This is a genomic window from Aquibium pacificum, from assembly GCF_040839445.1.
Taxonomy (GTDB): domain Bacteria; phylum Pseudomonadota; class Alphaproteobacteria; order Rhizobiales; family Rhizobiaceae; genus Aquibium; species Aquibium pacificus.
This window is the reverse complement of sequence record NZ_JBDPGJ010000005.1, coordinates 413,114-435,231: the sequence shown is the minus strand read 5'-3', so window position 1 is coordinate 435,231 and position 22,118 is coordinate 413,114. Positions and strand designations below refer to the sequence as shown.

At 64.5% G+C, this 22,118-nt stretch carries 23 protein-coding genes; 15 read left to right on the top strand and 8 right to left on the bottom strand.

What is annotated here, in order from left to right:
- From ABGN05_RS22540 to rsmA, 3 genes are read left to right on the top strand one after another with little or no spacing between them, the layout of a single operon-like run.
- Window positions 1–924 carry a peptidylprolyl isomerase gene (locus tag ABGN05_RS22540; RefSeq protein ID WP_367956294.1) on the top strand — a complete coding sequence of 308 codons (924 nt, stop codon included), beginning with the start codon at window positions 1–3 and terminating at the stop codon, window positions 922–924.
- Entirely contained in the window at window positions 902–1,942 is a 1,041-nt protein-coding gene (pdxA, locus tag ABGN05_RS22535; RefSeq protein ID WP_367956293.1) for a 4-hydroxythreonine-4-phosphate dehydrogenase PdxA, read from the top strand. The genes ABGN05_RS22540 and pdxA overlap by 23 nt, the downstream gene beginning before the upstream one ends.
- Window positions 1,939–2,763, top strand: coding sequence for a 16S rRNA (adenine(1518)-N(6)/adenine(1519)-N(6))-dimethyltransferase RsmA (gene rsmA, locus ABGN05_RS22530; RefSeq protein ID WP_367956292.1), 825 nt, complete (start codon window positions 1,939–1,941; stop codon window positions 2,761–2,763). Before pdxA ends, rsmA begins: the two co-directional genes overlap by 4 nt.
- Before the next feature lie 6 nt (window positions 2,764–2,769).
- Here the strand turns inward: rsmA and gmk are convergent, their stop codons facing one another.
- The 7 genes from gmk to fabD form a co-directional block, all read right to left on the bottom strand.
- Entirely contained in the window at window positions 2,770–3,423 is a 654-nt protein-coding gene (gene gmk, locus ABGN05_RS22525; protein WP_367956291.1) for a guanylate kinase, read from the bottom strand.
- A 6-nt stretch (window positions 3,424–3,429) separates the two neighbouring features.
- Entirely contained in the window at window positions 3,430–4,320 is an 891-nt protein-coding gene (locus ABGN05_RS22520; protein WP_367956290.1) for a YicC/YloC family endoribonuclease, read from the bottom strand.
- A gap of 23 nt (window positions 4,321–4,343) precedes the next feature.
- Entirely contained in the window at window positions 4,344–5,519 is a 1,176-nt protein-coding gene (mltG, locus tag ABGN05_RS22515; RefSeq protein WP_367956289.1) for an endolytic transglycosylase MltG, read from the bottom strand.
- Window positions 5,520–5,699: 180 nt separating this feature from the next.
- Window positions 5,700–6,962, bottom strand: a complete 1,263-nt coding sequence (gene fabF / locus ABGN05_RS22510) for a beta-ketoacyl-ACP synthase II (RefSeq protein ID WP_367956288.1) — start codon at window positions 6,960–6,962, stop codon at window positions 5,700–5,702.
- 38 nt (window positions 6,963–7,000) lie between these two features.
- Window positions 7,001–7,237 carry an acyl carrier protein gene (locus ABGN05_RS22505; RefSeq protein WP_072603879.1) on the bottom strand — a complete coding sequence of 79 codons (237 nt, stop codon included), beginning with the start codon at window positions 7,235–7,237 and terminating at the stop codon, window positions 7,001–7,003.
- Window positions 7,238–7,473: 236 nt separating this feature from the next.
- The gene (gene fabG / locus ABGN05_RS22500) at window positions 7,474–8,211 is read right to left on the bottom strand and encodes a 3-oxoacyl-[acyl-carrier-protein] reductase (protein WP_367956287.1); all 738 of its coding nucleotides are present in this window, start codon (window positions 8,209–8,211) and stop codon (window positions 7,474–7,476) included.
- Between the two features lie 53 nt (window positions 8,212–8,264).
- Window positions 8,265–9,203, bottom strand: coding sequence for an ACP S-malonyltransferase (fabD, locus tag ABGN05_RS22495; protein WP_367956286.1), 939 nt, complete (start codon window positions 9,201–9,203; stop codon window positions 8,265–8,267).
- An 87-nt stretch (window positions 9,204–9,290) separates the two neighbouring features.
- On the opposite strand from fabD, the gene ABGN05_RS22490 reads away from it, so the two are divergent.
- A complete protein-coding gene (locus tag ABGN05_RS22490; RefSeq protein ID WP_367956285.1) occupies window positions 9,291–9,623 on the top strand; it encodes a toxin-antitoxin system TumE family protein in 333 nt (110 codons plus the stop codon).
- Window positions 9,605–9,964 (top strand): HVO_A0114 family putative DNA-binding protein, encoded by a 360-nt coding sequence (locus ABGN05_RS22485; protein ID WP_367956284.1) that lies wholly within the window; start codon window positions 9,605–9,607, stop codon window positions 9,962–9,964. The genes ABGN05_RS22490 and ABGN05_RS22485 overlap by 19 nt, the downstream gene beginning before the upstream one ends.
- A gap of 27 nt (window positions 9,965–9,991) precedes the next feature.
- Here ABGN05_RS22485 and ABGN05_RS22480 read toward each other — a convergent pair whose 3' ends face one another.
- On the bottom strand, window positions 9,992–11,158 hold the full coding sequence (locus ABGN05_RS22480; RefSeq protein ID WP_367956283.1) for a M20 aminoacylase family protein: 1,167 nt from the start codon (window positions 11,156–11,158) through the stop codon (window positions 9,992–9,994).
- A 176-nt stretch (window positions 11,159–11,334) separates the two neighbouring features.
- Between ABGN05_RS22480 and ABGN05_RS22475 the strand changes: the two genes are divergently transcribed.
- From ABGN05_RS22475 to purF, 10 genes are all read left to right on the top strand, one after another.
- Entirely contained in the window at window positions 11,335–12,300 is a 966-nt protein-coding gene (locus ABGN05_RS22475) for a calcium/sodium antiporter (RefSeq protein ID WP_367956282.1), read from the top strand.
- Window positions 12,301–12,570: 270 nt separating this feature from the next.
- The gene (gene rpsF, locus ABGN05_RS22470) at window positions 12,571–13,050 is read left to right on the top strand and encodes a 30S ribosomal protein S6 (protein WP_367956281.1); all 480 of its coding nucleotides are present in this window, start codon (window positions 12,571–12,573) and stop codon (window positions 13,048–13,050) included.
- Window positions 13,050–13,298, top strand: a complete 249-nt coding sequence (rpsR, locus tag ABGN05_RS22465; RefSeq protein ID WP_072603868.1) for a 30S ribosomal protein S18 — start codon at window positions 13,050–13,052, stop codon at window positions 13,296–13,298. Before rpsF ends, rpsR begins: the two co-directional genes overlap by 1 nt.
- A gap of 209 nt (window positions 13,299–13,507) precedes the next feature.
- Entirely contained in the window at window positions 13,508–14,092 is a 585-nt protein-coding gene (gene rplI, locus ABGN05_RS22460; protein ID WP_367956280.1) for a 50S ribosomal protein L9, read from the top strand.
- Between the two features lie 156 nt (window positions 14,093–14,248).
- Entirely contained in the window at window positions 14,249–15,535 is a 1,287-nt protein-coding gene (locus ABGN05_RS22455) for a cyclopropane fatty acid synthase (RefSeq protein WP_367956279.1), read from the top strand.
- 285 nt (window positions 15,536–15,820) lie between these two features.
- Window positions 15,821–17,311 carry a replicative DNA helicase gene (locus tag ABGN05_RS22450; protein ID WP_367956278.1) on the top strand — a complete coding sequence of 497 codons (1,491 nt, stop codon included), beginning with the start codon at window positions 15,821–15,823 and terminating at the stop codon, window positions 17,309–17,311.
- 4 nt (window positions 17,312–17,315) lie between these two features.
- Window positions 17,316–18,497 (top strand): alanine racemase, encoded by a 1,182-nt coding sequence (alr, locus tag ABGN05_RS22445; RefSeq protein ID WP_367956277.1) that lies wholly within the window; start codon window positions 17,316–17,318, stop codon window positions 18,495–18,497.
- A gap of 88 nt (window positions 18,498–18,585) precedes the next feature.
- On the top strand, window positions 18,586–19,983 hold the full coding sequence (gene radA, locus ABGN05_RS22440; RefSeq protein WP_367956276.1) for a DNA repair protein RadA: 1,398 nt from the start codon (window positions 18,586–18,588) through the stop codon (window positions 19,981–19,983).
- A gap of 19 nt (window positions 19,984–20,002) precedes the next feature.
- Window positions 20,003–20,554: a CvpA family protein gene (locus ABGN05_RS22435; RefSeq protein ID WP_367956275.1), complete on the top strand. Its 552-nt coding sequence runs from the start codon at window positions 20,003–20,005 to the stop codon at window positions 20,552–20,554.
- 56 nt (window positions 20,555–20,610) lie between these two features.
- The gene (gene purF, locus ABGN05_RS22430; RefSeq protein ID WP_367956274.1) at window positions 20,611–22,104 is read left to right on the top strand and encodes an amidophosphoribosyltransferase; all 1,494 of its coding nucleotides are present in this window, start codon (window positions 20,611–20,613) and stop codon (window positions 22,102–22,104) included.
- Window positions 22,105–22,118: the final 14 nt, after the last annotated feature.

The window sequence follows — 22,118 nt, the reverse complement described above, 5'->3', positions numbered from 1 at the left end:
ATGATGACTGCCACGAGGCGCCTCACCTTCCCGGCACTCCTGGCCGCTTTCGTGATCGGCCTGGCCGGGCTCTTCGCTGACACGCGGGGATATGCCAGCGAGATCAAGTACATCGTGAACGATGTGCCCATAACGAGCTACGACATCGCGCGCCGCGCCGCTTTCCTGAAACTGCAGCGCCGTTCCGGAAGCGCCTCCGATGCCATGATTGAGCAGGCCCTGCAGGTTTCCGAGATCAACCGCAGGCGTATCAAGATAGCGGACCAGCAGGTGGATGATGCCTATGCGCGCTTTGCCGCCGGCAACAAGCTCTCCGTCGCCCAGGTCGACCAGATTATGGCCCAGAGCGGTGTGACCAAAGCGCACTTCAAGGATTACATCCGCGCCCAGATGGGATGGAGCCAGGTGCTCGGTGCAAAGGTTCGGTCCGAAGCCCGGATCAGCGAACAGGACGCGGTTCAACGCATGCTTCAGCAGGGCGGAACAAAGCCGACTGCAACCGAATATCTGCTTCAGCAGGTCATTTTCGTCGTCCCCGCGTCCGAACGATCCGCGCAGCTTGGGAAGCGCAAGCGCGAGGCCGAGGCCATGCGCGCACGTTTCAACGGATGCGATACCACGCGGGAGTTCGCGAAAGGGCTGCTCGACGTGACTGTCCGCGACCTCGGCAAGGTGCTCGCGCCCGAACTTCCGCCGGATTGGGCGGAGTCCATCAAATCCACGAAGACGGGCCAGGCGACGGCGGTTCGCGAGACCGATCGCGGCGTGGAATTCATCGGCATCTGTAGCGCGCGCGAGGTCTCCGACGATCGTGTCGCCCAGATGGTGTTCCAGAGCGAGATCGCCGGCGAGGAGAAGCCGTCCAAACTGTCCGAGGAGTATCTGGCGGAACTGCGCAAGAATGCGCGGATCATCCAGCGCTGACCAGCCGCCGCTGGCGCTGACCTGCGGCGATCCGGCCGGGATCGGGCCGGAGATCACGATAGCAGCGTGGCTGGCGAGGAAAGAGCGGCAGGTGCCGCCCTTCTACTTCTTGTCGGACCCGCACCTCATGGAAGCGCGTGCCCGGCGCATCGGCGCATCGGTCTCCTTCGTCCCCTGCGCGCCGCAAGACGCATCGAGGATATTCCCCGAAGCGATTCCCGTCGTGCCCCTCCGGGCTTCGCTGGCTGACCGTCCGGGCGACGCGGACAGCCGCGACGCGGCCGGCATTCTGGAAGCGATCGACCGGGCCGTCGCCGACGTGAGAGCAGGAATCGCGTCGGCGGTCGTGACGAACCCGATCGCGAAGAAGCCTCTCTACGAGGCCGGGTTCAAGTTTCCCGGCCACACCGAATATCTCGCCCATCTCTGCGAGCTGGCGTCAGGCGCGCCGGTTCAGCCGGTCATGATGCTTGCTGGACCACAGCTGCGGGCAGTGCCGGTCACCATCCACATCGCGCTTGCCGATGTGCCGAAGACGCTCACCACCGATCTCATCGTCTCGACCGCCCGCATCGCCGCACACGATCTGCGGTCCCGCTTCGGGATAGAGCGGCCTCGCCTGGCGATTGCCGGTCTCAATCCGCATGCGGGCGAGAACGGCGCGATGGGCGGCGAGGACGAGGCCGTCGTTCGGCCGGCGGTCAATCGGCTGCGTACGGAAGGCATCGAGGCATTCGGCCCCCTGCCCGCGGACACCATGTTCCACGCGCGGGCGCGGGAGACCTACGACGCCGCGATCTGCATGTATCACGACCAGGCCCTCATTCCGGCCAAGGCGCTGGCCTTCGACGAGACCGTGAACGTCACGTTGGGTCTGCCCTTCATCCGCACCTCGCCCGATCACGGAACCGCGTTTGACATCGCGGGAAAGGGCATCGCGCGGCCCGACAGCCTGATCGCGGCGCTGAAGATGGCGGCGGAGATGGCGCGGCGCCAGCGCAACGTCACGCTCGCATGAGTTCCGACGGGTTGCCGCCACTGCGCGACGTCATCACCCGGCATGGCCTGATGGCGAAAAAATCGCTCGGCCAGAACTTTCTCCTCGACCTCAACCTGACCGGCAAGGTCGCGCGCGCTGCGGGTAATTTGGAAGGGGCAACGGTGATCGAGGTCGGTCCGGGACCCGGCGGACTGACGCGGGCATTGCTGGCGCATGGCGCCCGCCGCGTCATCGCCGTCGAGCGCGACGAGCGGTGCCTGACGGCGCTGGCGGAGATCCAGGAGCGCTATCCCGGCAGGCTGGAAGTCCTGCACGGTGACGCGCTCAAGACCGATTTCCGCTCGCTCGCCGAAGGCGAGACCGTCAGGATCGTCGCCAATCTTCCCTACAACATCGGCACGGAATTGCTTGTCGGCTGGCTCACCGCCGAGCCGTGGCCGCCCTTCTACGCGTCCATGACCCTGATGTTCCAGCGCGAGGTCGCCGAACGGATCGTCGCCGCGCCGGGCAGCGGCAGCTACGGGCGGCTGGCGGTACTGGCGGGCTGGCGGACGCAGGCCCGCATCGCCTTCGACCTCCCTGCCCAGGCCTTCACGCCCCCGCCCAAGGTCACGTCCGCTGTCGTGCACCTGATTCCTCGGCTGGAGCCGCTCCCCTGCGAGGCAAGCAAGCTGGCGCGGGTCACGCAGGCTGCATTCGGCCAGCGCCGCAAGATGTTGCGGCAAAGCCTGAAGAGCCTCGGGGGCGAGGCTCTGCTGGAAAAGGTGGGGATCGACGGCACACGGCGTGCCGAAACACTGTCGGTCGAGGAGTTCGTCGCTCTGGCGAATGCGACCTGAGAGGCGCTACAGCTTCTCGTCGAGCAGCCCCGAGACGAACTCGAAGAGACCCGGCCGGCGGTCGCGCCTGAGACGCTCCGCTGCGACGATCGCCTTCACCGACGAGAACGCCGCGTCCAGATCGCTGTTGACGACGATGTAGTCGTATTCGCGCCAGTGCTCGATCTCCGACCGGGCATTGCTGAGCCGGGCAGCGATGACGGCCTCCTGGTCTTCGGCACGGCGGCGCAGCCGGTCCTTCAGCTCGCGCATCGACGGCGGCAGGATAAAGATGGAGACGATGTCGCCCCGCATGCGCTCACGCAACTGTTCGGCGCCCTGCCAGTCGATGTCGAACAGCATGTCGCGGCCTTCCGCGATCGCCCGTTCTGCCGGCTCACGCGGCGTCGCATAGAAATTGCCGTGGACTTCTGCCCATTCGAGCAACTCGTCATTGTCGCGAAGATACTCGAACTCGCGCTTGCCACGGAAATGATAGTGGACGCCGTCGATCTCGCTCGCCCTGCGCGGCCGTGTCGTGACGCTGACGGAAAGCTCAAACTCCTTGTCGCTCTCCAGCAGGTTGTGCGCGATTGTCGATTTCCCGGCTCCCGACGGGGAAGACAAGACGAGCATGAGGCCGCGGCGCCGAATGCTCTCGGCCGGTTTTCTCTCGACCATCGTCATCTACTCCAAGTTCTGCACCTGTTCGCGGAACTGATCGACGACCGCCTTCAGTTCCAGACCGATCGCGGTCAGCGCGGTGGCATTGGACTTGGAGCACAGGGTATTCGATTCGCGGTTGAATTCCTGTGAAAGAAAATCGAGCCGCCTGCCGATGGCGCCCCCCTTCGCGATCATCTCGCGCGCGAGGGCGATGTGCGCCTTGAGACGATCGATCTCTTCCCGGATGTCGGCCTTGGTCGCCAGGAGGGCCGCTTCCATGTGGAGCCGCGATTCATCCAGCGAAGATCCTGTCGCCTCCATCAGCATGCTCACCTGTGCTGCAATGCGGTCTCGGATGACCGCCGGCTCGCGCGAGGGATCGGCCTCGGCCTTCAGCGTCAGGTCTTCGATCGTCGCCAGATGCCCCAGCAGAATCTGCGCGAGCGCCGCGCCTTCGGCGAACCGCGCGCGCTCAAGATCGGCAAATCCGTCCGCGAGCGATTGAAGCACCGCGGCATCGACAGCCGCGCGCGCCGCTTCGTTCTGGACGAGATCGGGCACCTCCAGCACGCCACGCAACGCCAGCAGACCGTCGGCTGTCGCCGGCTGACATCCGAACCGTTCCTGAAGGTCGCGCGCCAGCTTTGCCGCCGTCTCCAGGAGTGCTTCGTTGAGGACGGGCTGCGCGGCGGTGCCTGTGCGCGAGACCGCAAGCGTGGCCTGGACGTTGCCGCGTGCGAAACGCTTCTGCGCGGCCTGTTTCACCGGCTGTTCAAGCCGTTCGAAACCCGGGGGCAGGCGCAGCCTGACCTCGAGCCCCTTGCCATTCACCGACCGGATTTCCCAGGAAATGGCCATGCCGTCGTGTTCCGCCCCGGCACGTGCGAACCCCGTCATGCTTTGAACGGCCATCGTGTCTCCCGCCCGAAATGCGTTCAGTCGCCGCTTCCCGCTTCCCCGGCGGCTGGCGCGACTGTCTCCTTTGACGTCCGCTCGAATTCGCGCCAGCGGGCGACGTTGCGGTTATGCTCGTCGAGCGTCTCGGCGAAGACATGGCCGCCGGTGCCGTCGGCAACGAAGTAGAGATCGTTCGTCTGCGACGGGTTGGCCACGGCTTCGAGCGAGGCTCTTCCCGGAGTGGCGATGGGCGTCGGAGGCAGGCCGTCGATCTGGTAGGTGTTGTAGGGTGTGTGGTTTTCGATATCGGACCTGTAGATGGGCCGGTCCGAGGGCTTCCCCTTGCCGCCGAAAAGACCATACACGATGGTCGGATCCGACTGCAGGCGCATGCCCTTCCTCAGCCTGTTGATGAAGACGGCGGCCACACGCGAACGCTCGTCGGGCTCTCCGGTCTCCTTCTCAACGATCGAGGCAAGCGTCACGAATTCGTTGATGTCCTTGATCGGCAATCCCTCGGCGCGGCGCTCCCAGATGCTCTCGACGAGCGCCTTCTGCTGGGCGACCAGCCTCTGGATGACCTCCTTGCGCGTGGTTCCGCGCGTAAAGCGCTGGGTATCGGCCACGATGCTGCCCTCGGGCGGCATTTCGTCGGGCATCTCGCCGGTCAGGGCCTCGTGCTCGGCAATCCGCTGGAAAGCCTGCTCGACGGTCAGACCCTCCGGAACCGTCAGCGAATACAGAACCGATCGTCCGCTCTTGAGGAGTTCCATGATGTCGCGCATCGAAGCGGTCGGCTTGATCTCGTACTCGCCGGCCTTGAGGCTCGCGTCGTTCCCGTAGGCCTGAACACCGTAGCGGAAGATGCGCGCGTCGCTGATCAGGCCGCGTCGTTCGAGCAGGGTCGCGATCTCCCCTACTCCCGAATTCGGCTGAATCATCACCACGTCGCCTGTCCGGGAAGGGCCCGGCGATTCGAACTCGCGCTTGCCGAAGTAGAGAAGCGCGCCGGCCGCCAACGTCAGCAGCACGATCGACGACATGACGAAGTTGAGGAAGACCACGAACTGGTTTCGCGATCCCCGCGACCGGCGCACGCGCCGTGGAGGTGGAGTTCCCATCTCGGGTCTCAGCGCCTCTGTGGCGGATTTGGGGACAATCGGTTTCGGAACATCGCTTCGTCTGCCAAACGTTGCATTGTCTTCGGTCGTCATCCTCGTCCCAAGGCTCCCTCGAACGGCGTTCGTCTCGTTGCAACCGCGAACGTCCAGTTTCCGTACTATCCCAGCACGGCAGTTTTTTGATCGGATACGCTCCGTCGGCAGGAGGCGGAATCACGACGTGATCACCGGAACACTATTGACGAATATGGCAAAATTCGCGGCTTGCGCCGGTCAGCCATCGTATCGCTGAAATACCAGAGATGCGTTCGTGCCGCCGAAGCCGAAGGAATTGGAAAGCGCGATGTCGATCCGGCGTTCGCGAGGCGTGTTCGGGACGAGGTCGATGGCGGTCTGCGCGGAAGGATTGTCGAGATTGATAGTAGCGGGCGCGATGTTGTCGCGGATGGCGAGCACGCAGAAGATGGCCTCCGCAGCACCGGCCGCACCAAGCAGATGACCGATCGACGACTTCGTCGACGACATCGAAATGCCGGGAGCGGCATCGCCGACCAGGCGTTCGACGGCGCCGAGTTCGATCGTATCGGCCATTGTCGACGTGCCGTGGGCGTTGATGTAGTCGACGTCCGACGGCGATATCCCTGCGCGTTTTAGCGCCGCCTTCATGCAGCGGTAGGCTCCATCGCCGTCCTCGGAGGGCGCGGTGATGTGGTAGGCGTCTCCACTGAGCCCGTAGCCGGTGACCTCGGCGTAGATCTTCGCACCGCGCGCCTTTGCGTGTTCGAGTTCCTCCAGAACGACGACCCCGGCGCCCTCGCCCATGACGAAACCGTCACGGTCCCGGTCGTAGGGACGCGACGCCTTCTCGGGCGTATCGTTGTAGGACGTCGAAAGGGCACGGCAGGCGGCGAAACCCGCAATCGACAGGCGGTTGATCGGCGCTTCGGTCCCGCCAGCCACCATTACGTCCGCGTCCCCGAGCCCTATCAGCCGCGCGGCATCGCCGATGGCATGAGCACCCGTGGAGCACGCTGTCACCACGGCGTGGTTGGGGCCCTTGAGTCCATGCCGGATCGAAACCTGACCCGAGACCAGATTGATGATGTTGCCGGGGATGAAGAAGGGGCTGATGCGGCGCGGGCCGCGCTCGTGAAGGATTAGGGCGTTCTCGGCTATCCCTTCGACACCGCCGATGCCGGAGCCGATCATCACGCCCGTGGCGCACCGATCGTCGTCCGTCTTCGGCTCCCAGCCGGAATCCCTCAGCGCCTCGTCCGCCGCGGCTATGCCGTAGATGATGAAGTCGCCGATCTTGCGCTGGTCCTTTGGCTCCAGCACGAGATCGGGATTGAAACTTCCGTCGCTTCCGTCTCCGCGCGGGATGACGTTGGCGATCTTGCAGGCAAGATCACCCGTCTCGAAGGTTTCGATCCGGCGCGCCGCGCTCTTCCCCGAAAGCAAATGCTTCCAGGAATGTTCGACGCCCGTTCCGAAGGGAGACAGGAGACCAAGACCAGTTACGACGACACGTCTCATGCGAAATCAGCCGGCGAGCGCCGAAGGCGCCCGGCGCTTCAGGCCGAAGCCTTCTCGATGAACTTCACGGCATCGCCGACCGTCAGGATGGTTTCCGCCGCATCGTCGGGGATTTCCACGCCGAACTCTTCCTCGAAGGCCATCACGAGTTCGACGGTATCGAGGCTGTCGGCGCCGAGATCGTCGATGAAGCTCGCCTGCTCGGTCACCTTGTCCGCGTCGACGCCAAGGTGCTCGACAACGATCTTCTTCACGCGTTCTGCCGTATCGCTCATTTCAAAACCCTCGACTTCGGTTCAAGTTGGTCTTCGTTAGCGGCAGGTCAACCGCTAATCAAGCTGAAAGATGGCACCGCTCCGGCCTGTCAACGGCGCATTCCGGTGCGACGGTTCGATGCTGGAAACCTGCCGCTGAGACGGAAACGACCGTCTCTTCGCTGGCTGGCGCCGCATATCACGAACCGTCGCCAGCCGCAAAGCGGTATTCCTCGCCCCGCAAAGCGTCGGCGGCGTCAGATCATCGCCATCCCACCGTTCACATGGAGCGTCTGGCCTGTCACGTAGGCCGCCTCGGCCGATGCCAGGTAGACCACCGCCGATGCGATCTCATCGCCCGTTCCCATCCGCTTCATGGGAATCATGCCCAGGATGGCGTCCTTCTGTTTGTCGTTGAGCTTCTCGGTCATCGCCGATTCGATGAAGCCCGGCGCAACGCAGTTCACCGTGACGTTGCGCGGGGCGATCTCCTGCGCGAGCGACTTGGAGAAGCCGATCATGCCGGCCTTGGAGGCGCAGTAGTTGGCCTGGCCGGGATTGCCGGTGACGCCGACCACGGAGGTGATGTTGATGATGCGGCCGAAACGGCGGCGCATCATCGGATGGGTCAGTTCGCGCGTCAGACGAAACACCGACGTCAGGTTCACCTCCAGGACCGAGTCCCAGTCCGCGTCGGACATCCGCACGAAAAGGCCGTCCTTGGTGATGCCGGCATTGTTGACGAGGGTGTCGATGCCTTCGAGCTCGGCCTCGGCCTTCTGTCCGAGCGCCTTCACCTCGTCGCGGTTCGAGAGGTTGGCGGGAAAGACCTTGACGCGATCACCGAGTTCGGCGGCGAGCGATTCGAGCTTCTCCTGCCTCGTTCCATGCAGGCCGACCGTCGCGCCCTGCCTGTGGAGAGCCCGTGCGATCGCTTCGCCGATACCGCCGGAAGCGCCGGTGACGAGGGCCTTTCGCCCGCTGAGATCAAACATCTTCATCTCCTTCGGTTTTCGCGCTGATCTTGCCGCACCCGGATGCGTCCGCTTCAGCCGAATGTCGCGAGCGCGGCTTCCACATCGGCCGGTGAGTTGATCGCCACAGCGTTCAGGTTCCGATCGATGCGTCGGGCGAGACCGCACAGCACCTTGCCGGCGCCGACTTCAAATAGAGTGCCGACACCGTTCGCCGCCAGCCACTCCACCGTTTCCCGCCAGCGTACGCGGCCCGTCACCTGCTCGACCAAGCGGCGCCGGATCTCGTCGGGATCGGTGACCGGCGAGACCGTCACATTGGCAACGACCGGTACCGACGGTGCGTTCATGTCCACCTTCGACAGCGCCTCGCGCATCGCTTCGGCCGCCGGCTGCATCAGCGCTGAATGGAAAGGCGCGGAGACCGAAAGCAAGAGCGCGCGCTTGGCTCCCATTTCCGTGCACAGCCTCCCACCGTCCTCTACGGCGGCCTTCGTCCCCGAAATCACCAGCTGCCCGCCGCCATTGTCGTTGGCGATCTGGCAGACGCCGCCAGAGGCCTTCGCGCAGGCGTCCTCGACCTTCTCCTGTTCGAGGCCGATGATCGCCGCCATGGCACCTTCGCCCGCCGGAACGGCCGCCTGCATGGCGTTGCCGCGGATGCGCAGGAGCCGCGCGGTATCCGCAATCGAGAACACGCCCGCGGCGCACAGGGCCGAATACTCGCCAAGCGAATGGCCGGCGACGTGGGAGACCTTGTCCTTCAGCGAAAAGCCGCGCGCCTCCATGGCTCGGATCGCAGCCATGGAGACCGCCATCAACGCGGGCTGGGCGTTGGCCGTGAGGGTCAGCGTCTCTTCCGGACCGTCCCAGATGATGGCGGAAAGCTTCTCGCCGAGAGCCTCGTCGACTTCCTCGAAGACGCGGCGCGCCTCCGGAAAGGCGTCGGCCAGGTCCCTGCCCATTCCGACCGACTGGCTGCCCTGCCCGGGAAAGGTGAATGCGATGCTCATCGGGCGATCTCCCCGTCGTTCTTCTTGCCGGAGCCTGTGCGGCAGGACAGGCCGTCAAGTCAAGGCCGCGGCGCCGGGCGCAGCCTGTTGGAGTTCTTTACATCATGGGCGCATGTTGGTATGTTCTCCAACATGAAGGCGAAGCTTCTGATCCGTCAGCGGATTGAACTGTCGGATGTCGCGTTCGCCGAAATCGTCATCTGGCGCGTACCATCGCCCGTTCGTGGAAGTGCTCATGGATACAAGTACCGCATGGCGCTGGTCGTCGAGGGCGTCTGCCGCGTTCGCTATGACAATGAAGCTGGAAAGGGCGATCACAAGCATGTGGGAGACAGGCAAATGGTCTTCCCGTTCGAAGGTTTGGAAACGCTGCAGGAAGCATTCTGGCGGGACGTGGAGCAATGGCTGAATCGGAAATGAGTACCGTCGTCTTCGAGATTGCATCGCTCGACAGGGTGAAGAAGCGTGTGGCGGCCGCCTTTCGCGGCGAGCCGCAAGGGCAGTTCATTTCCTTCAACTCGGTCGAACTGTTCTCGTCGATCCTCACGCCCAAACGCTGGGAGATCATCAAGGCGATGACGGGCCAGGGACCGATGTCGATCCGCGAAGCCGCGCGGCGCGTCGGCCGCGACGTCAAGGCGGTACATGGAGACGTTCATGCTCTCATCAACGCCGGCGTCCTGAACCGGACCGAGGACGGCAAGGTCGTTTTCCCCTACGACGCGGTCCATGTGGACTTCACCATCACGAAGGCGGCCTGAACCGCCTCCGGGTCGACCCGTCCTGTCTCAGTTTGCCGGCAGCGCCGTCTCGACCAGCCTTGCCCAGTACGAACAGCCGACGGGGATAATCTCGTCGTTGAAGTCGTATGCGGGATGATGGACGTAGAGTCCGTCGCCCTGGCCGAGATAGATGAAGGCGCCCGGACGGGCTTCCAGCATGAACGCGAAGTCCTCGCCGCCCATCACCGGCGGCGTGTTGGTGTCGACCCGGTCGCCCGCGACCTGCCGCGCGACACCGGCCGCGAACTCGGCCTGACGCACATGGTTCGAGAGGACCGGATAGTTGCGCTGGTAGTCCAGCGTCGCTTTCGCCCCGAAGGCGCGCGCCGTATGTTCCACGACCTCGCGCATGCGCTCCTCGAGCAGATCGCGCACCTCCGCCGATAGCGTCCGCGCCGTACCCGTGAGCCGCGCCGTCTGCGGGATGACGTTGAAGGTGTCGCCCGCCTTGAAGGTAGTGACGGAGACCACCGCGGCCTCGACCGGATCGACGTTGCGCGCCACCACCGACTGGAGCGCCGTCATGATGTGCGCACCGACCAGCGTCGTGTCGACGCAGCGCTGCGGGCGCGCCGCATGGCCGCCCACGCCCTCGATGTCGATGACGAACATGTCGGCCGCCGCCATCATCGAACCGCTTCGGATGGCGAAGGCCCCGGCCGGGAGGCCTGGCGCATTGTGCAGGCCGTAGACCTCGTCGATCGCGAAGCGATCCATCATGCCTTCATTGACCATCTCCCGGCCGCCGCCGCCGCCCTCCTCCGCGGGCTGGAAGATGACGACCGCCGTGCCGTCGAAATTTCGCGTCTCCGCCAGATACCGCGCGGCACCCAGCAGCATGGCCGTATGGCCGTCATGGCCGCAGGCATGCATCGCTCCATCCGTCTTCGACTTGTAGGGACGGTCGACAATCTCCTGGATCGGCAGCGCATCCATGTCGGCGCGCAAGCCGATCGTGCGACCGCTGTCGCTCTTGCGGCCCTTGATGACGCCGACCACGCCGGTGCGTCCGATGCCCGTCACGATCTCGTCGACGCCGAACTCTTTCAGCTTCTCCGCCACCAGCGCGGCCGTGCGATGCACCTCGAACTGCAGTTCCGGGTTGGCATGGATGTCGCGACGCCACTCGGTCACGTCCTTGTGGAATTCGGCGATGCGGTTGATGATCGGCATGTCCTGAGACTCCATTCTTTCCTGGTGCGGCCAATTTTGCCTGCCGGAGCACCGGCCGCAATGGGAAATCGACAATCATGGCCCGCTTCTGGCTCCCGATGGTATCCGGCGGCTTGCGGGCACGCGGCGAGCGACCCATCTAGGGCAGGCCGAACCACCAGCATCATCGGGATTTCATGGGCTTCTGGACAGACCTTCTGCTCGTTCTGCTCGGGATGGGGCTGCTGTTTGGAGGCGGAGAGTTCCTGGTTCGCGGCGCCGTTTCCGCCGCGCGCCGGTTCGGTGTTTCCGAACTCGTCATCGGCCTGACGATCGTCGGCTTCGCGACGTCGACGCCCGAACTGCTCGTTTCGGTCCAGGCCGCCCTGAAGGGCAGCCCGGAAATCGCCGTCGGCAATGTCGTCGGCTCGAATATCGTCAACATCCTTCTGATCGGCGGTTTCACGGCGCTCATCGCTTCGGTGGCAGCTCTCGGCGGCGACCTGAAGCGGGACCTGCGCGTGATGGTCGCCTCGTCGGCACTCGTCCTGCCGGCCGCCGCCTGGGGTGCGATCCCGCGCCTTGGCGGGCTGCTGCTCGTCGCCCTGCTCGCAGCCTACCTCTACGCCCACTACCGGGCGGCGCGAAACGCCTACGACAAGCCCGGTCCCGCCGATGATCTCGTGGCGCCGGACACGGTTGGGATGGAGCCGCTCTGGCGCAGCATCGCCCTCCTCATCGGCGGCATCCTCATGCTCTTTGCGGGCGCCAACTGGCTCGTCGACGGGGCGAGTTCGATCGCCCGCGCGGCGGGCATCTCGGACGCGGTCGTGGGGCTGACCGTCGTCGCCGTCGGAACCAGCCTGCCGGAACTCGCCACCTCCATCGTCGCCGCCTGGCGCGGGAGAACCGGCGTGGCGCTCGGCAACGTCGTCGGCTCCAACATCTTCAACGTGCTCGGTATTCTCGGCGCGACGGCAATCATCGCGCCGCTTCCGATCTCCGCCCGCTTTCTCTGGTTCGATGTGCCACTGATGATCGCGATTAGCATCGCCTTCGCCGTCATGCTGACCGCGGGCGAGCGGCTCGGGAAAGCCGCGGGCGCGGTCATGCTTGCAGGATACGCAGTCTACACCGTCGTATTGTTCGTCAGCCCGATGTGAATCCCGGGCCTTGCAAAGCACGCAGATTGCCGTATAAGCGCGACCACTCTGCCGGTCCCGACTGGGGGCTGAACGGAGGGCCCGTGCATTTCTCCAGGTTTTTCAGGGAAATCCGCGTGTGTGAAGGTGCAAGCCTTCCGCCTCCCGTGTCTCCGCTCTCGACCGTCTCATCGAATGCGCCTTTCTTCTCCGCGAACGCGGAAAGAGCTGTCGCAGAGGCTTTAGCCGTTGGGAACCGGACGAGCGAAACGAAGAAAGGCAAGAAAGCTCATGGCTCTGTACGAACATGTGTTTCTCGCCCGCCAGGATCTGTCCTCGCAGCAGGTCGACGGCCTTGTCGAACAGTACAAGGGTGTCATCCAAGCGAATGGCGGCAGTGTCGGTCGGGTCGAGAACTGGGGACTGAAGTCCCTCACCTACCGCATCAAGAAGAACCGCAAGGCCTATTACACGCTCATGGACATCACCGCCCCGGCGGCGGCGATCCAGGAAATGGAGCGCCAGATGGGCCTGTCGGAAGACATCCTGCGCTTCATGACGATCCGTGTCGAGAAGCATGAGGAAGGCGTTTCCGCAATGATGCAGAAGCGCGAAGAGCGCAGCGACCGCGGCGACCGCTTCGGCGACCGCCCGCGCTTCGGCGACCGTGACCGCGGCCCGCGCGGCGGCGGCGATCGTGACCGTGGCGGCGACCGCGACGATCGCGGCCCGCGCCGCCCCCGTGAACAGTCCGAGGGAGCTTCGCACTAATGGTCGACATCAACCAGATCCCGACGCGCCGGCCGTTCCATCGCCGCCGCAAGACCTGCCCGTTCTCCGGCGCCAATGCGCCGCGGATCGACTACAAGGACGTCCGTCTTCTGCAGCGCTACATTTCCGAGCGCGGCAAGATCGTCCCCTCGCGCATCACCGCGGTCAGCCAGAAGAAGCAGCGCGAACTCGCCCAGGCGATCAAGCGCGCGCGCTTCCTCGGCCTGCTGCCCTACGTGGTGAAGTGATCCGGCCGGCCGGGCGGCTCGACCGCCCGGCCTTCCGCCGCTTCGGGTGCGGCGCGAGATGGTCTTCAGAAATCCCGAGTTGGGCGCCATCGCCCTAACTGCCGCGACAGGCAGGACAGCGACATCGACGCACAGCGCGTCCGACACGGCTTCCTGACCTGTTCCCGAACCGATTTGGCCGCAATCCGGCCCGTGAAAGGACAAGACCAATGGAAGTCATTCTTCTCGAGCGCATCTCCCGCCTGGGCCAGATGGGCGATACCGTCAGGGTGAAGGACGGGTTCGCGCGCAATTTCCTGCTTCCGCAGGGCAAGGCGCTGCGCGCCAACGAAAACAACAAGAAGAAGTTCGAAGGCCAGCGCGCGCAGCTCGAAGCGCGCAACCTGGAGCGCAAGTCGGAGGCGCAGTCGGTCTCCGAGAAGCTCGACGGCATGTTCTTCGTCGTCGTACGCTCGGCCGGCGAGACGGGCCAGCTCTACGGTTCCGTCTCCCCGCGCGACATTTCCGAACTGCTGACGGCCGAAGGTTTCTCGGTCAACCGCAACCAGGTCGAGCTCAACAATCCGATCAAGTCGATTGGCCTCACCAACGTCGTCATCGCACTTCATCCGGAGGTCGAGGTGACGATCACGCTCAACGTCGCGCGCTCCGCCGACGAGGCCGAACGTCAGGCGGCCGGCGAGAAGCTGGACTCCCTGGAAGCGATCTACGGCGAGGACATCAACGAGAACGCACGTCCCGATGCATTCTTCGATCCCAACGAGGAGGGTTTCGAAGAAGAAGAAAACGCCTGATCCACCCGGATCATCCGAACAGGCTCAATACCCGGGCGGAAACGTCCGGGTATTTTTTTGCTTGAAGGAACATGCCGAGCAGTTGCATGTTTCGGGATCGCTCCGGAAAGTGACCATCGGGGCGAGAGGAGCTTGTTCAGTAAGGGGTGTGTGTCGATGAACATTCTCTTGCGCAACGTGATGGAGCGACTGGTTCGCACCGGAAATCTCGCCATCGTCGATCCTGGTGGCTCGACCCATACGTTCGGTGACGGAACGGGCCCACGGATCACAATCGCCATCCGCACACAGCATGCCGAACGCGCGATCGGATTCGATCCCATGCTCGCCGTCCCCGAAACCTACATGGACGGCGAAGTGGACGTGGTCGAAGGCGACCTGATCGATCTTTTGCGGATCGCTTATCAGAACATGGGCCCGAGCGGGCTCGACGTGGCATGGACGCGAGCCCTCGAAAGCGCCCGCAGTGCCTTCCGCCGTTTCCAGCAGATCAACACCACCGTGCGCGCCAAGCGCAACGTGGCTCGGCATTACGACCTTTCGCCGGAACTCTACCGGCTCTTCCTCGACAACGACATGCAGTACTCCTGCGCCTATTTCGAGAGCCCTGACGTGACACTCGAGGAGGCGCAGCTCGCCAAGAAGCGGCACATCGCGGCCAAGCTGGACCTGAGACCGGGGCAGACCGTCCTCGACATAGGCTGCGGCTTCGGGGGCCTGAGCCTCTATCTCGCCCGCAATTTCGACGTCGACGTCGTCGGCATCACGCTCTCGGAGGAACAGCACGCGATCGCCACCGAGCGCGCTCATGCCGAAGGTCTCGACGCGCACGTGCATTTCGAACTGCGCGATTACCGCGACCTCTCGGAGCGTTTCGACCGCATCGTGTCGGTGGGGATGTTCGAGCACGTCGGCGTCAACCACTACCGAACGTTTTTCGACAAGTGCGCCACCCTCCTCAAGCCCGACGGCGTGATGCTCCTGCATTCGATCGGCCGGTTCGGCCCTCCGACCGCCACCAACGCTTTCATCCGCAAGCACATCTTCCCGGGCGGATACATTCCCGCGCTGTCGGAGGTGCTGCCTTCGGTCGAGCGTGCCGGTCTGATGACGGGCGACGTCGAGATCCTGAGGCTCCATTATGCCGAAACGCTCAGGCACTGGCGGCAGCGGTTCCTGGCCAACCGTGAACGCATCAAGTCGATCTACGACGAGCGCTTCTGCCGCATGTGGGAGTTCTACCTCGTCGGATCGGAAGCTGCCTTCCGCTGGCAGGACTTGATGGTGTTCCAGATCCAGTTGACACGCAGCAATTCGGTCCTGCCGATTACCCGCCAGTACATGCTGGAGACGGAAAAGGGTCTGGCCGAACACGAAGCCGCCGAGCCCGGCCATCTGCCGGAAAAGTCGTCGCACAGCCGTATGTCGGAGCCCGGCGAATAGATGGTCATACGCTAGACTTCTTCTGCTTCCGGCTTCGGCGCCGAAGGAAAACCACCGTCAGCATGGAAAGCCGAAGCGTGTCTCGCTCCGGCTTTCCCGTTTCGTTCGCATCCGCGAGTCGGCTAGACTGTCGCGTCTCGGGATCGATTCGCGTCAACCGACATTTCATCCTTTCGAGCCCGGGCTGTGGAGAAGTGTGAATCACGGGCGGTGAGGTGTATTCGCGCCCCATCGTTCGGCCACTTCTGATACCCGGTTGGCGGACAGGGAATCGACGGGAAAGAAATGGCAGAAGCAGTCCGCAAGCTCGCCGTGGCGGAAACACCGCTCTATCGCGAAGCGCCGAACAACATCGAGGCCGAGCAGGCGCTTCTGGGCGCCATCCTCGTCAACAATGACGCGTTCTATCGCGTCTCGGACTTCCTGAAGCCGCCTCACTTCTACGAACCGCTGCACCGCAAGATCTACGAGATCGCCGGGGAATTGATCCGGATGGGCAAGATGGCCAACCCGGTGACAATGAAGACATTTCTGCCGGCTGACGAAAAGGTCGGCGATATCACGGTCGCGCATTATCTCGCGCGGCTTGCGGCAGAAGCCGTGACCATCATCAACGCGTCCGATTACGGACGGGCCATCTACGACCTCGCGACGCGGCGCGCGTTGATCACCGTCGGCGAGGACATGGTCAACATCGCCTACGACGCGCCCGTCGACATGTCGCCCTCCGACCAGATCGAGGACGCGGAAAGGCGCCTCTTCGAGCTTGCGGAGACCGGACGCTACGACGGTGGCTTCGAAAGCTTCACCGACGCGGTCAAGACCGCAGTGGACATGGCCAACGCCGCCTACATGCGCGACGGCCATCTCTCCGGCATCTCGACCGGCTTCCGAGACATCGACCGGCGGCTCGGCGGGCTGCAGCCGTCGGATCTGGTCATCCTCGCCGGGCGCCCTGCCATGGGCAAGACATCGCTCGCCACCAACATTGCCTTCAACATCGCCTCGGCATACCAGCCCGCCCAGCAGGCGGACGGCTCATTCAAAGCCGCCAAGGGAGGCGTAGTCGGCTTCTTCTCGCTTGAAATGTCGTCCGAACAGCTGGCCACCCGCATCATCTCGGAGCAGACGGAGATCTCCTCATCGAAGATCCGCCGTGGCGAGATATCCGAGGTGGACTTCGAGAAGCTCGTCGCCTGCGCGCAGATGATGCAGAAGACCCCGCTCTTCATCGACCAGACCGGCGGCATCTCGATCGCCCAGCTGGCCGCCCGCGCGCGGCGGCTCAAGCGGCAGCGCGGGCTCGACGTGATCGTGATCGACTACGTCCAGCTGATGCAGGGCTCCTCGTCGAAATCGAACCAGAACCGCGTGCAGGAGATCACCGAGATCACCACCGGCCTCAAGGCGCTGGCGAAGGAACTGCAGGTGCCAATCGTGGCGCTGTCGCAGCTGTCGCGCCAGGTCGAAAGCCGCGACGACAAGCGCCCGCAACTGGCCGACCTGCGCGAATCGGGCTCGATCGAGCAGGATGCCGACGTCGTGCTTTTCGTCTATCGCGACGAATACTACATGCAGAACAAGGAGCCGGAGCCCGGCACGATGGAACACCAGCAGTGGCAGGAAAAGTTCGAGCGCGTGAAGGGCAAGGCCGAACTTATCATCGCCAAGCAGCGCCACGGGCCGACCGGCACGGTCGATCTCGCCTTCGAGGGCCAGTTCACCCGCTTCTCCGACCTTGCGGACGAAGGCCACCTGCCGGAACGATTCGAGTAGTCGGTTGGACGAGGCGTTTCACATCCGGGAGGCCGGGACCAAACCTCACCTCGCCGGTGGTCGCCTGACGATCGACCTGCGTTCGCTGCAGGCGAACTATCGCGCCCTGGCAAAGGTGGCCGCGCCCGCCGGCGTCGCCGGCGTCGTCAAGGCTGACGCCTACGGCATCGGGATCGCCGATGTCGTTCCGGCCCTCGCGGCCGCCGGATGCGACACGTTCTTCGTCGCCCTGCCCGAAGAAGGCTTCGCGGTCAGGCGCGCGGCGCCGCAATCCCGTATCTTCGTCCTCAACGGTCTCTTCGGGCTGGACGCGGCCGAAACATACGCCAGATCGCAACTGATCCCGGTGATCAACACCGCCATCGACCTGACGATCTGGGAACGCTTCTGCGGACGGCAAGGTGCCGCGCATCCCTGCGCCATCCACGTCGACACCGGCATGAACCGCCTCGGCATCACGCCGGCCGAGGCAATCGCCTTCGCAGACGAGAACATGCTGACCAGGGCGGTCAATCCCGTGCTTCTGATGAGCCATCTCGCCTGCGCCGACCAGCGCGACGATCCCAAGAACCGCAAGCAGCTCGAAATCTTCCGCAACGTTGGGCGCGCGTTCGGCGAGATGGAAGCGAGCCTCGTCAACTCCTCCGGCCTGCTCTTGGGCCGCGACTTTCATTTCGGCCTCACCCGGCCCGGTATCGCCGTCTACGGCGGATCGCCGGCTCCGGGGGTGACCATGCGAACGGTTGTGACGGCGGAGGCGCGCGTGGCGCAGATCCGGTATGTCAAGGCGGGCGAGACGATCAGCTACGGCGCGACCTCTGTCCTCCAGCGCGACAGCATCATCGCGGTTGCCGCCGTCGGGTATGCCGACGGCTTTCCGCGCGCGGCGTCGGGCAGCGGCGTGCCGATCCGCCAACTCTTTCCCGGAGGCAACGGCTTCGTAAACGGCCGCCGCGTACCCATCATCGGACGCGTGACCATGGACCTGACTATGTTCGACGTGACCGACCTGGGCGCGGACGGCATCGCCACGGGCGATCATATCGAGCTTTTCGGACCCAACCTGCCGATCGACGAGGCCGCGCGGGCGGCCGGGACGATCTCCTACGAACTTCTCACCCGGCTCGGCCAGCGCTATCACCGAGCCTATATCAGCGCCGAGCCGCCGGAATCGAAATCATCGTGACCGGGATTGGCCAGCATGGACCATGCTGCTTCGTTGACGGAGAAGCGTCGATCTGCCAATCAGAACACATAGTGAACAGAATATCCTGATGGCAAAATCGCGCGTCCAGTTCATCTGCCAGAACTGCGGTACGGTGCACAACCGCTGGGCAGGCAAGTGCGACGGCTGCGGCGAGTGGAACACGCTTGTCGAGGAAGGTACGGCGGGAGGCATCGGCTCGGGGCCGGCGTCCACGCGCAATGCCCGCAAGGGCCGCCCCGTGACGCTGACTTCCCTGTCCGGCGAAATCGAGGACGCGCCGCGCATCGCCAGCGGCATCGGCGAACTCGACCGTGCCACCGGCGGCGGCTTCGTGCGCGGCTCCGCCCTGCTGGTCGGCGGCGACCCGGGAATCGGAAAATCCACGCTGCTCACGCAGGCGGCTGCCGCGCTCGCCCGCCTGGGGCACAGGATCGTCTACGTGTCGGGCGAGGAAGCGGTGGCACAGATCAGGCTGCGGGCCCAGCGCCTCGGCGCGGCCGATGCGCCCGTCGAACTCGCCGCCGAGACGAACGTCGAGGACATCCTCGCCACCATCGCGGAAGGACGCAGGCCGGATCTTCTGATCCTCGATTCGATCCAGACCCTGTGGACGGACATTGCCGATTCGGCGCCCGGGACCGTCACGCAGGTCCGCGCATCGGCGCAGGCGATGATCCGATACGCCAAGTCGACCGGGGCCGCGATCGTGCTGGTCGGCCACGTGACCAAGGAAGGCCAGATCGCCGGACCGCGCGTGGTCGAGCACATGGTGGATGCCGTGCTCTATTTCGAAGGCGAAGGCGGACACCATTACCGCATCCTTCGCACCGTGAAGAACCGATTCGGCCCCACTGACGAGATCGGCGTCTTCGAAATGTCCGACAAGGGACTGCGCGAGGTCGCCAATCCGTCGGAGCTTTTTCTCGGCGAGCGCCATGCCAAGGCGCCGGGCGCCGCCGTCTTTGCGGGCATGGAGGGCACGCGCCCCGTGCTCGTCGAGATCCAGGCGCTCGTCGCCCCCTCCCCCCTCGGAACGCCGCGCAGAGCAGTGGTCGGCTGGGATTCGGCGCGACTCTCGATGATCCTTGCGGTGCTGGAAGCGCATTGCGGGGTCCGCTTCGCGCAGAACGACGTCTACCTCAACGTCGCCGGCGGCTACCGCATCACCGAGCCGGCAGCCGATCTCGCGGTCGCCGCCGCACTGGTTTCCTCGCTCACCGGACTTGCCCTACCCGCCGATTGTGTCTATTTCGGCGAAATCAGCCTTTCCGGCGCCGTCAGGCCTGTCGCGCATGCGCAGCAGCGGCTGAAAGAGGCGGAAAAACTCGGTTTCGGGCAGGCGGTCCTGCCGGCCGGCAGCGGGGACGTGGCGGGATCGATCGCAGCGCGGTCGTTCCAGCCGGATGCGCTGGCCGACCTCGTTGCCCGGATCGCGGGAACGAAGCGCGGCCGCGAGGCGGACTGACGGATTGGAGTAGGCGACGATGCCGATTACGCTGCTTGACGGAATTCTCGTCGGCTTTGCGCTTGTTTCCGCGATCCTAGCGATGGTCCGCGGTCTTTCGCGCGAACTCCTCTCCATTGCCTCTTGGGCGGCGGCCGCGGCGGCGGCCTTTTTCTTCTACCCCTTTGTGCTCCCCTACGTCGCACCCTACATAGATAACGACAAGATCGCGCTCGCCGCCTCGGCGGCCATCGTTTTCCTGCTCGCCCTGATCGTGGTGACCGTGATCACGATGAAGGTGGCCGACTTCATCATCGATTCGCGCGTCGGCGCGCTCGACCGGACGCTTGGGTTCGTATACGGCGCGGCGCGAGGGATCCTGGTGATCGCGGTGGCCCTGATGTTCTTCAACTGGCTGGTCGGCGACAACAAGCCGGCATGGATAGCCGGAGCGAAGTCGCTGCCCCTGCTGGAAAGCATCGGCGCGAAGCTGCAGGAATTGCTTCCGGACGATCCGGAGAACTCGATCCTCAAGCGACTGACCGACGGCGATGAAGCCGAGCCGGCCGGAGAGGCCGAGACGAACAACTGATCCGCCGCTTCCATTCAGGCGGAGAACCGGCGCTACGGGCGCGGAGGCAGTTTGCAATGGCAGACTCAGTGATCGGCATTCACGACGACGACCGGGAGACATCCGCCGGCGAAGCCGACGATCATTTCCACGACGAGTGCGGGGTGTTCGGTATCTTCGGCCGCCAGGACGCGGCGGCGATCGTCACGCTCGGCCTGCACGCGCTCCAGCACCGGGGACAGGAAGCCGCAGGCATCGTCTCCTATGACGGCTCGCAGTTCCACGTCGAGCGCCATGTCGGGCTCATCGGCGATACCTTCACCAAGCAGTCGGTGATCGACCGGTTGCAGGGCACGCGCTCCATTGGCCACACCCGCTACGCCACGACCGGCGGGGCGGGCCTGCGCAACGTTCAGCCGTTTTTTGCCGAACTCTCCGACGGCGGTCTTGCGATCGCCCACAACGGCAACATCACCAATGCGATGACCGTCCAGCGCGCCCTGCAGAAGCAAGGCGCGATCTTCTCCTCGACATCCGACACCGAGACGATCCTGCACCTGGTGGCGACCAGCAAGCAGCGCGACACCAATGCCCGTTTCGTCGAGGCGGTGCGGCAGATCGAAGGCGCCTTCTCGCTGGTGGCGCTGACGTCCAAGAAGATGATCGGCTGCCGCGATCCGCTCGGGATACGGCCGCTCGTGCTCGGCGACCTCGACGGCGCCTGGATCCTCGCATCTGAGACCTGTGCGCTGGACATCATCGGCGCGCGTTTCGTGCGCGATCTCAAGCCCGGCGAGATGGTGGTCGTCACCACGAGCGGCATCGAGAGCCATTTCCCCTTCGAGCCGGCGAAATCGCGCTTCTGCATCTTCGAATACGTCTACTTCGCCCGCCCGGATTCGTCCGTGGAAGGCCGCAACGTCTATGACGTCCGCAAGAAGATCGGGGTGGAACTGGCGCGCGAAAGCCCGGTGGATGCCGATATCGTCGTCCCCGTCCCGGATTCCGGAACGCCGGCGGCGATCGGCTTCTCGCAGGAGGCGGGGCTGCCGTTTGAACTGGGCATCATCCGCAACCACTATGTCGGCCGCACCTTCATATCGCCGGGCGATTCGATCCGGCACATGGGCGTGAAACTGAAGCACAACGCCAACCGGCGGATGATCGAAGGCAAGCGCGTGGTGCTGGTCGACGATTCCATTGTGCGCGGCACCACCAGCCAGAAGATCGTGCAGATGGTGCGCGAAGCGGGTGCGAAGGAAGTGCATATGCGCATCGCCTCGCCGCCGACCCGCGCCTCCTGCTTCTACGGAGTCGACACACCCGAGAAGGCCAAGCTTCTTGCCTCGCGCATGTCGGTCGAGGAGATGGCCGATTTCATCCGCGTCGATTCGCTCGGCTTCCTCTCCATCGATGGCCTCTACCGCGCCGTCGGCGAGACTGGACGTGACGCGCAGGCTCCGCAATTCTGCGACGCCTGCTTCAGTGGCGAATACCCCACCCGGCTGCTCGACTTCGAAGGCGCCGACAACGTGCGCTCGCTGTCGCTGCTGGCGACCGGAGGGCAGTGATAGGGGCTTTCGTC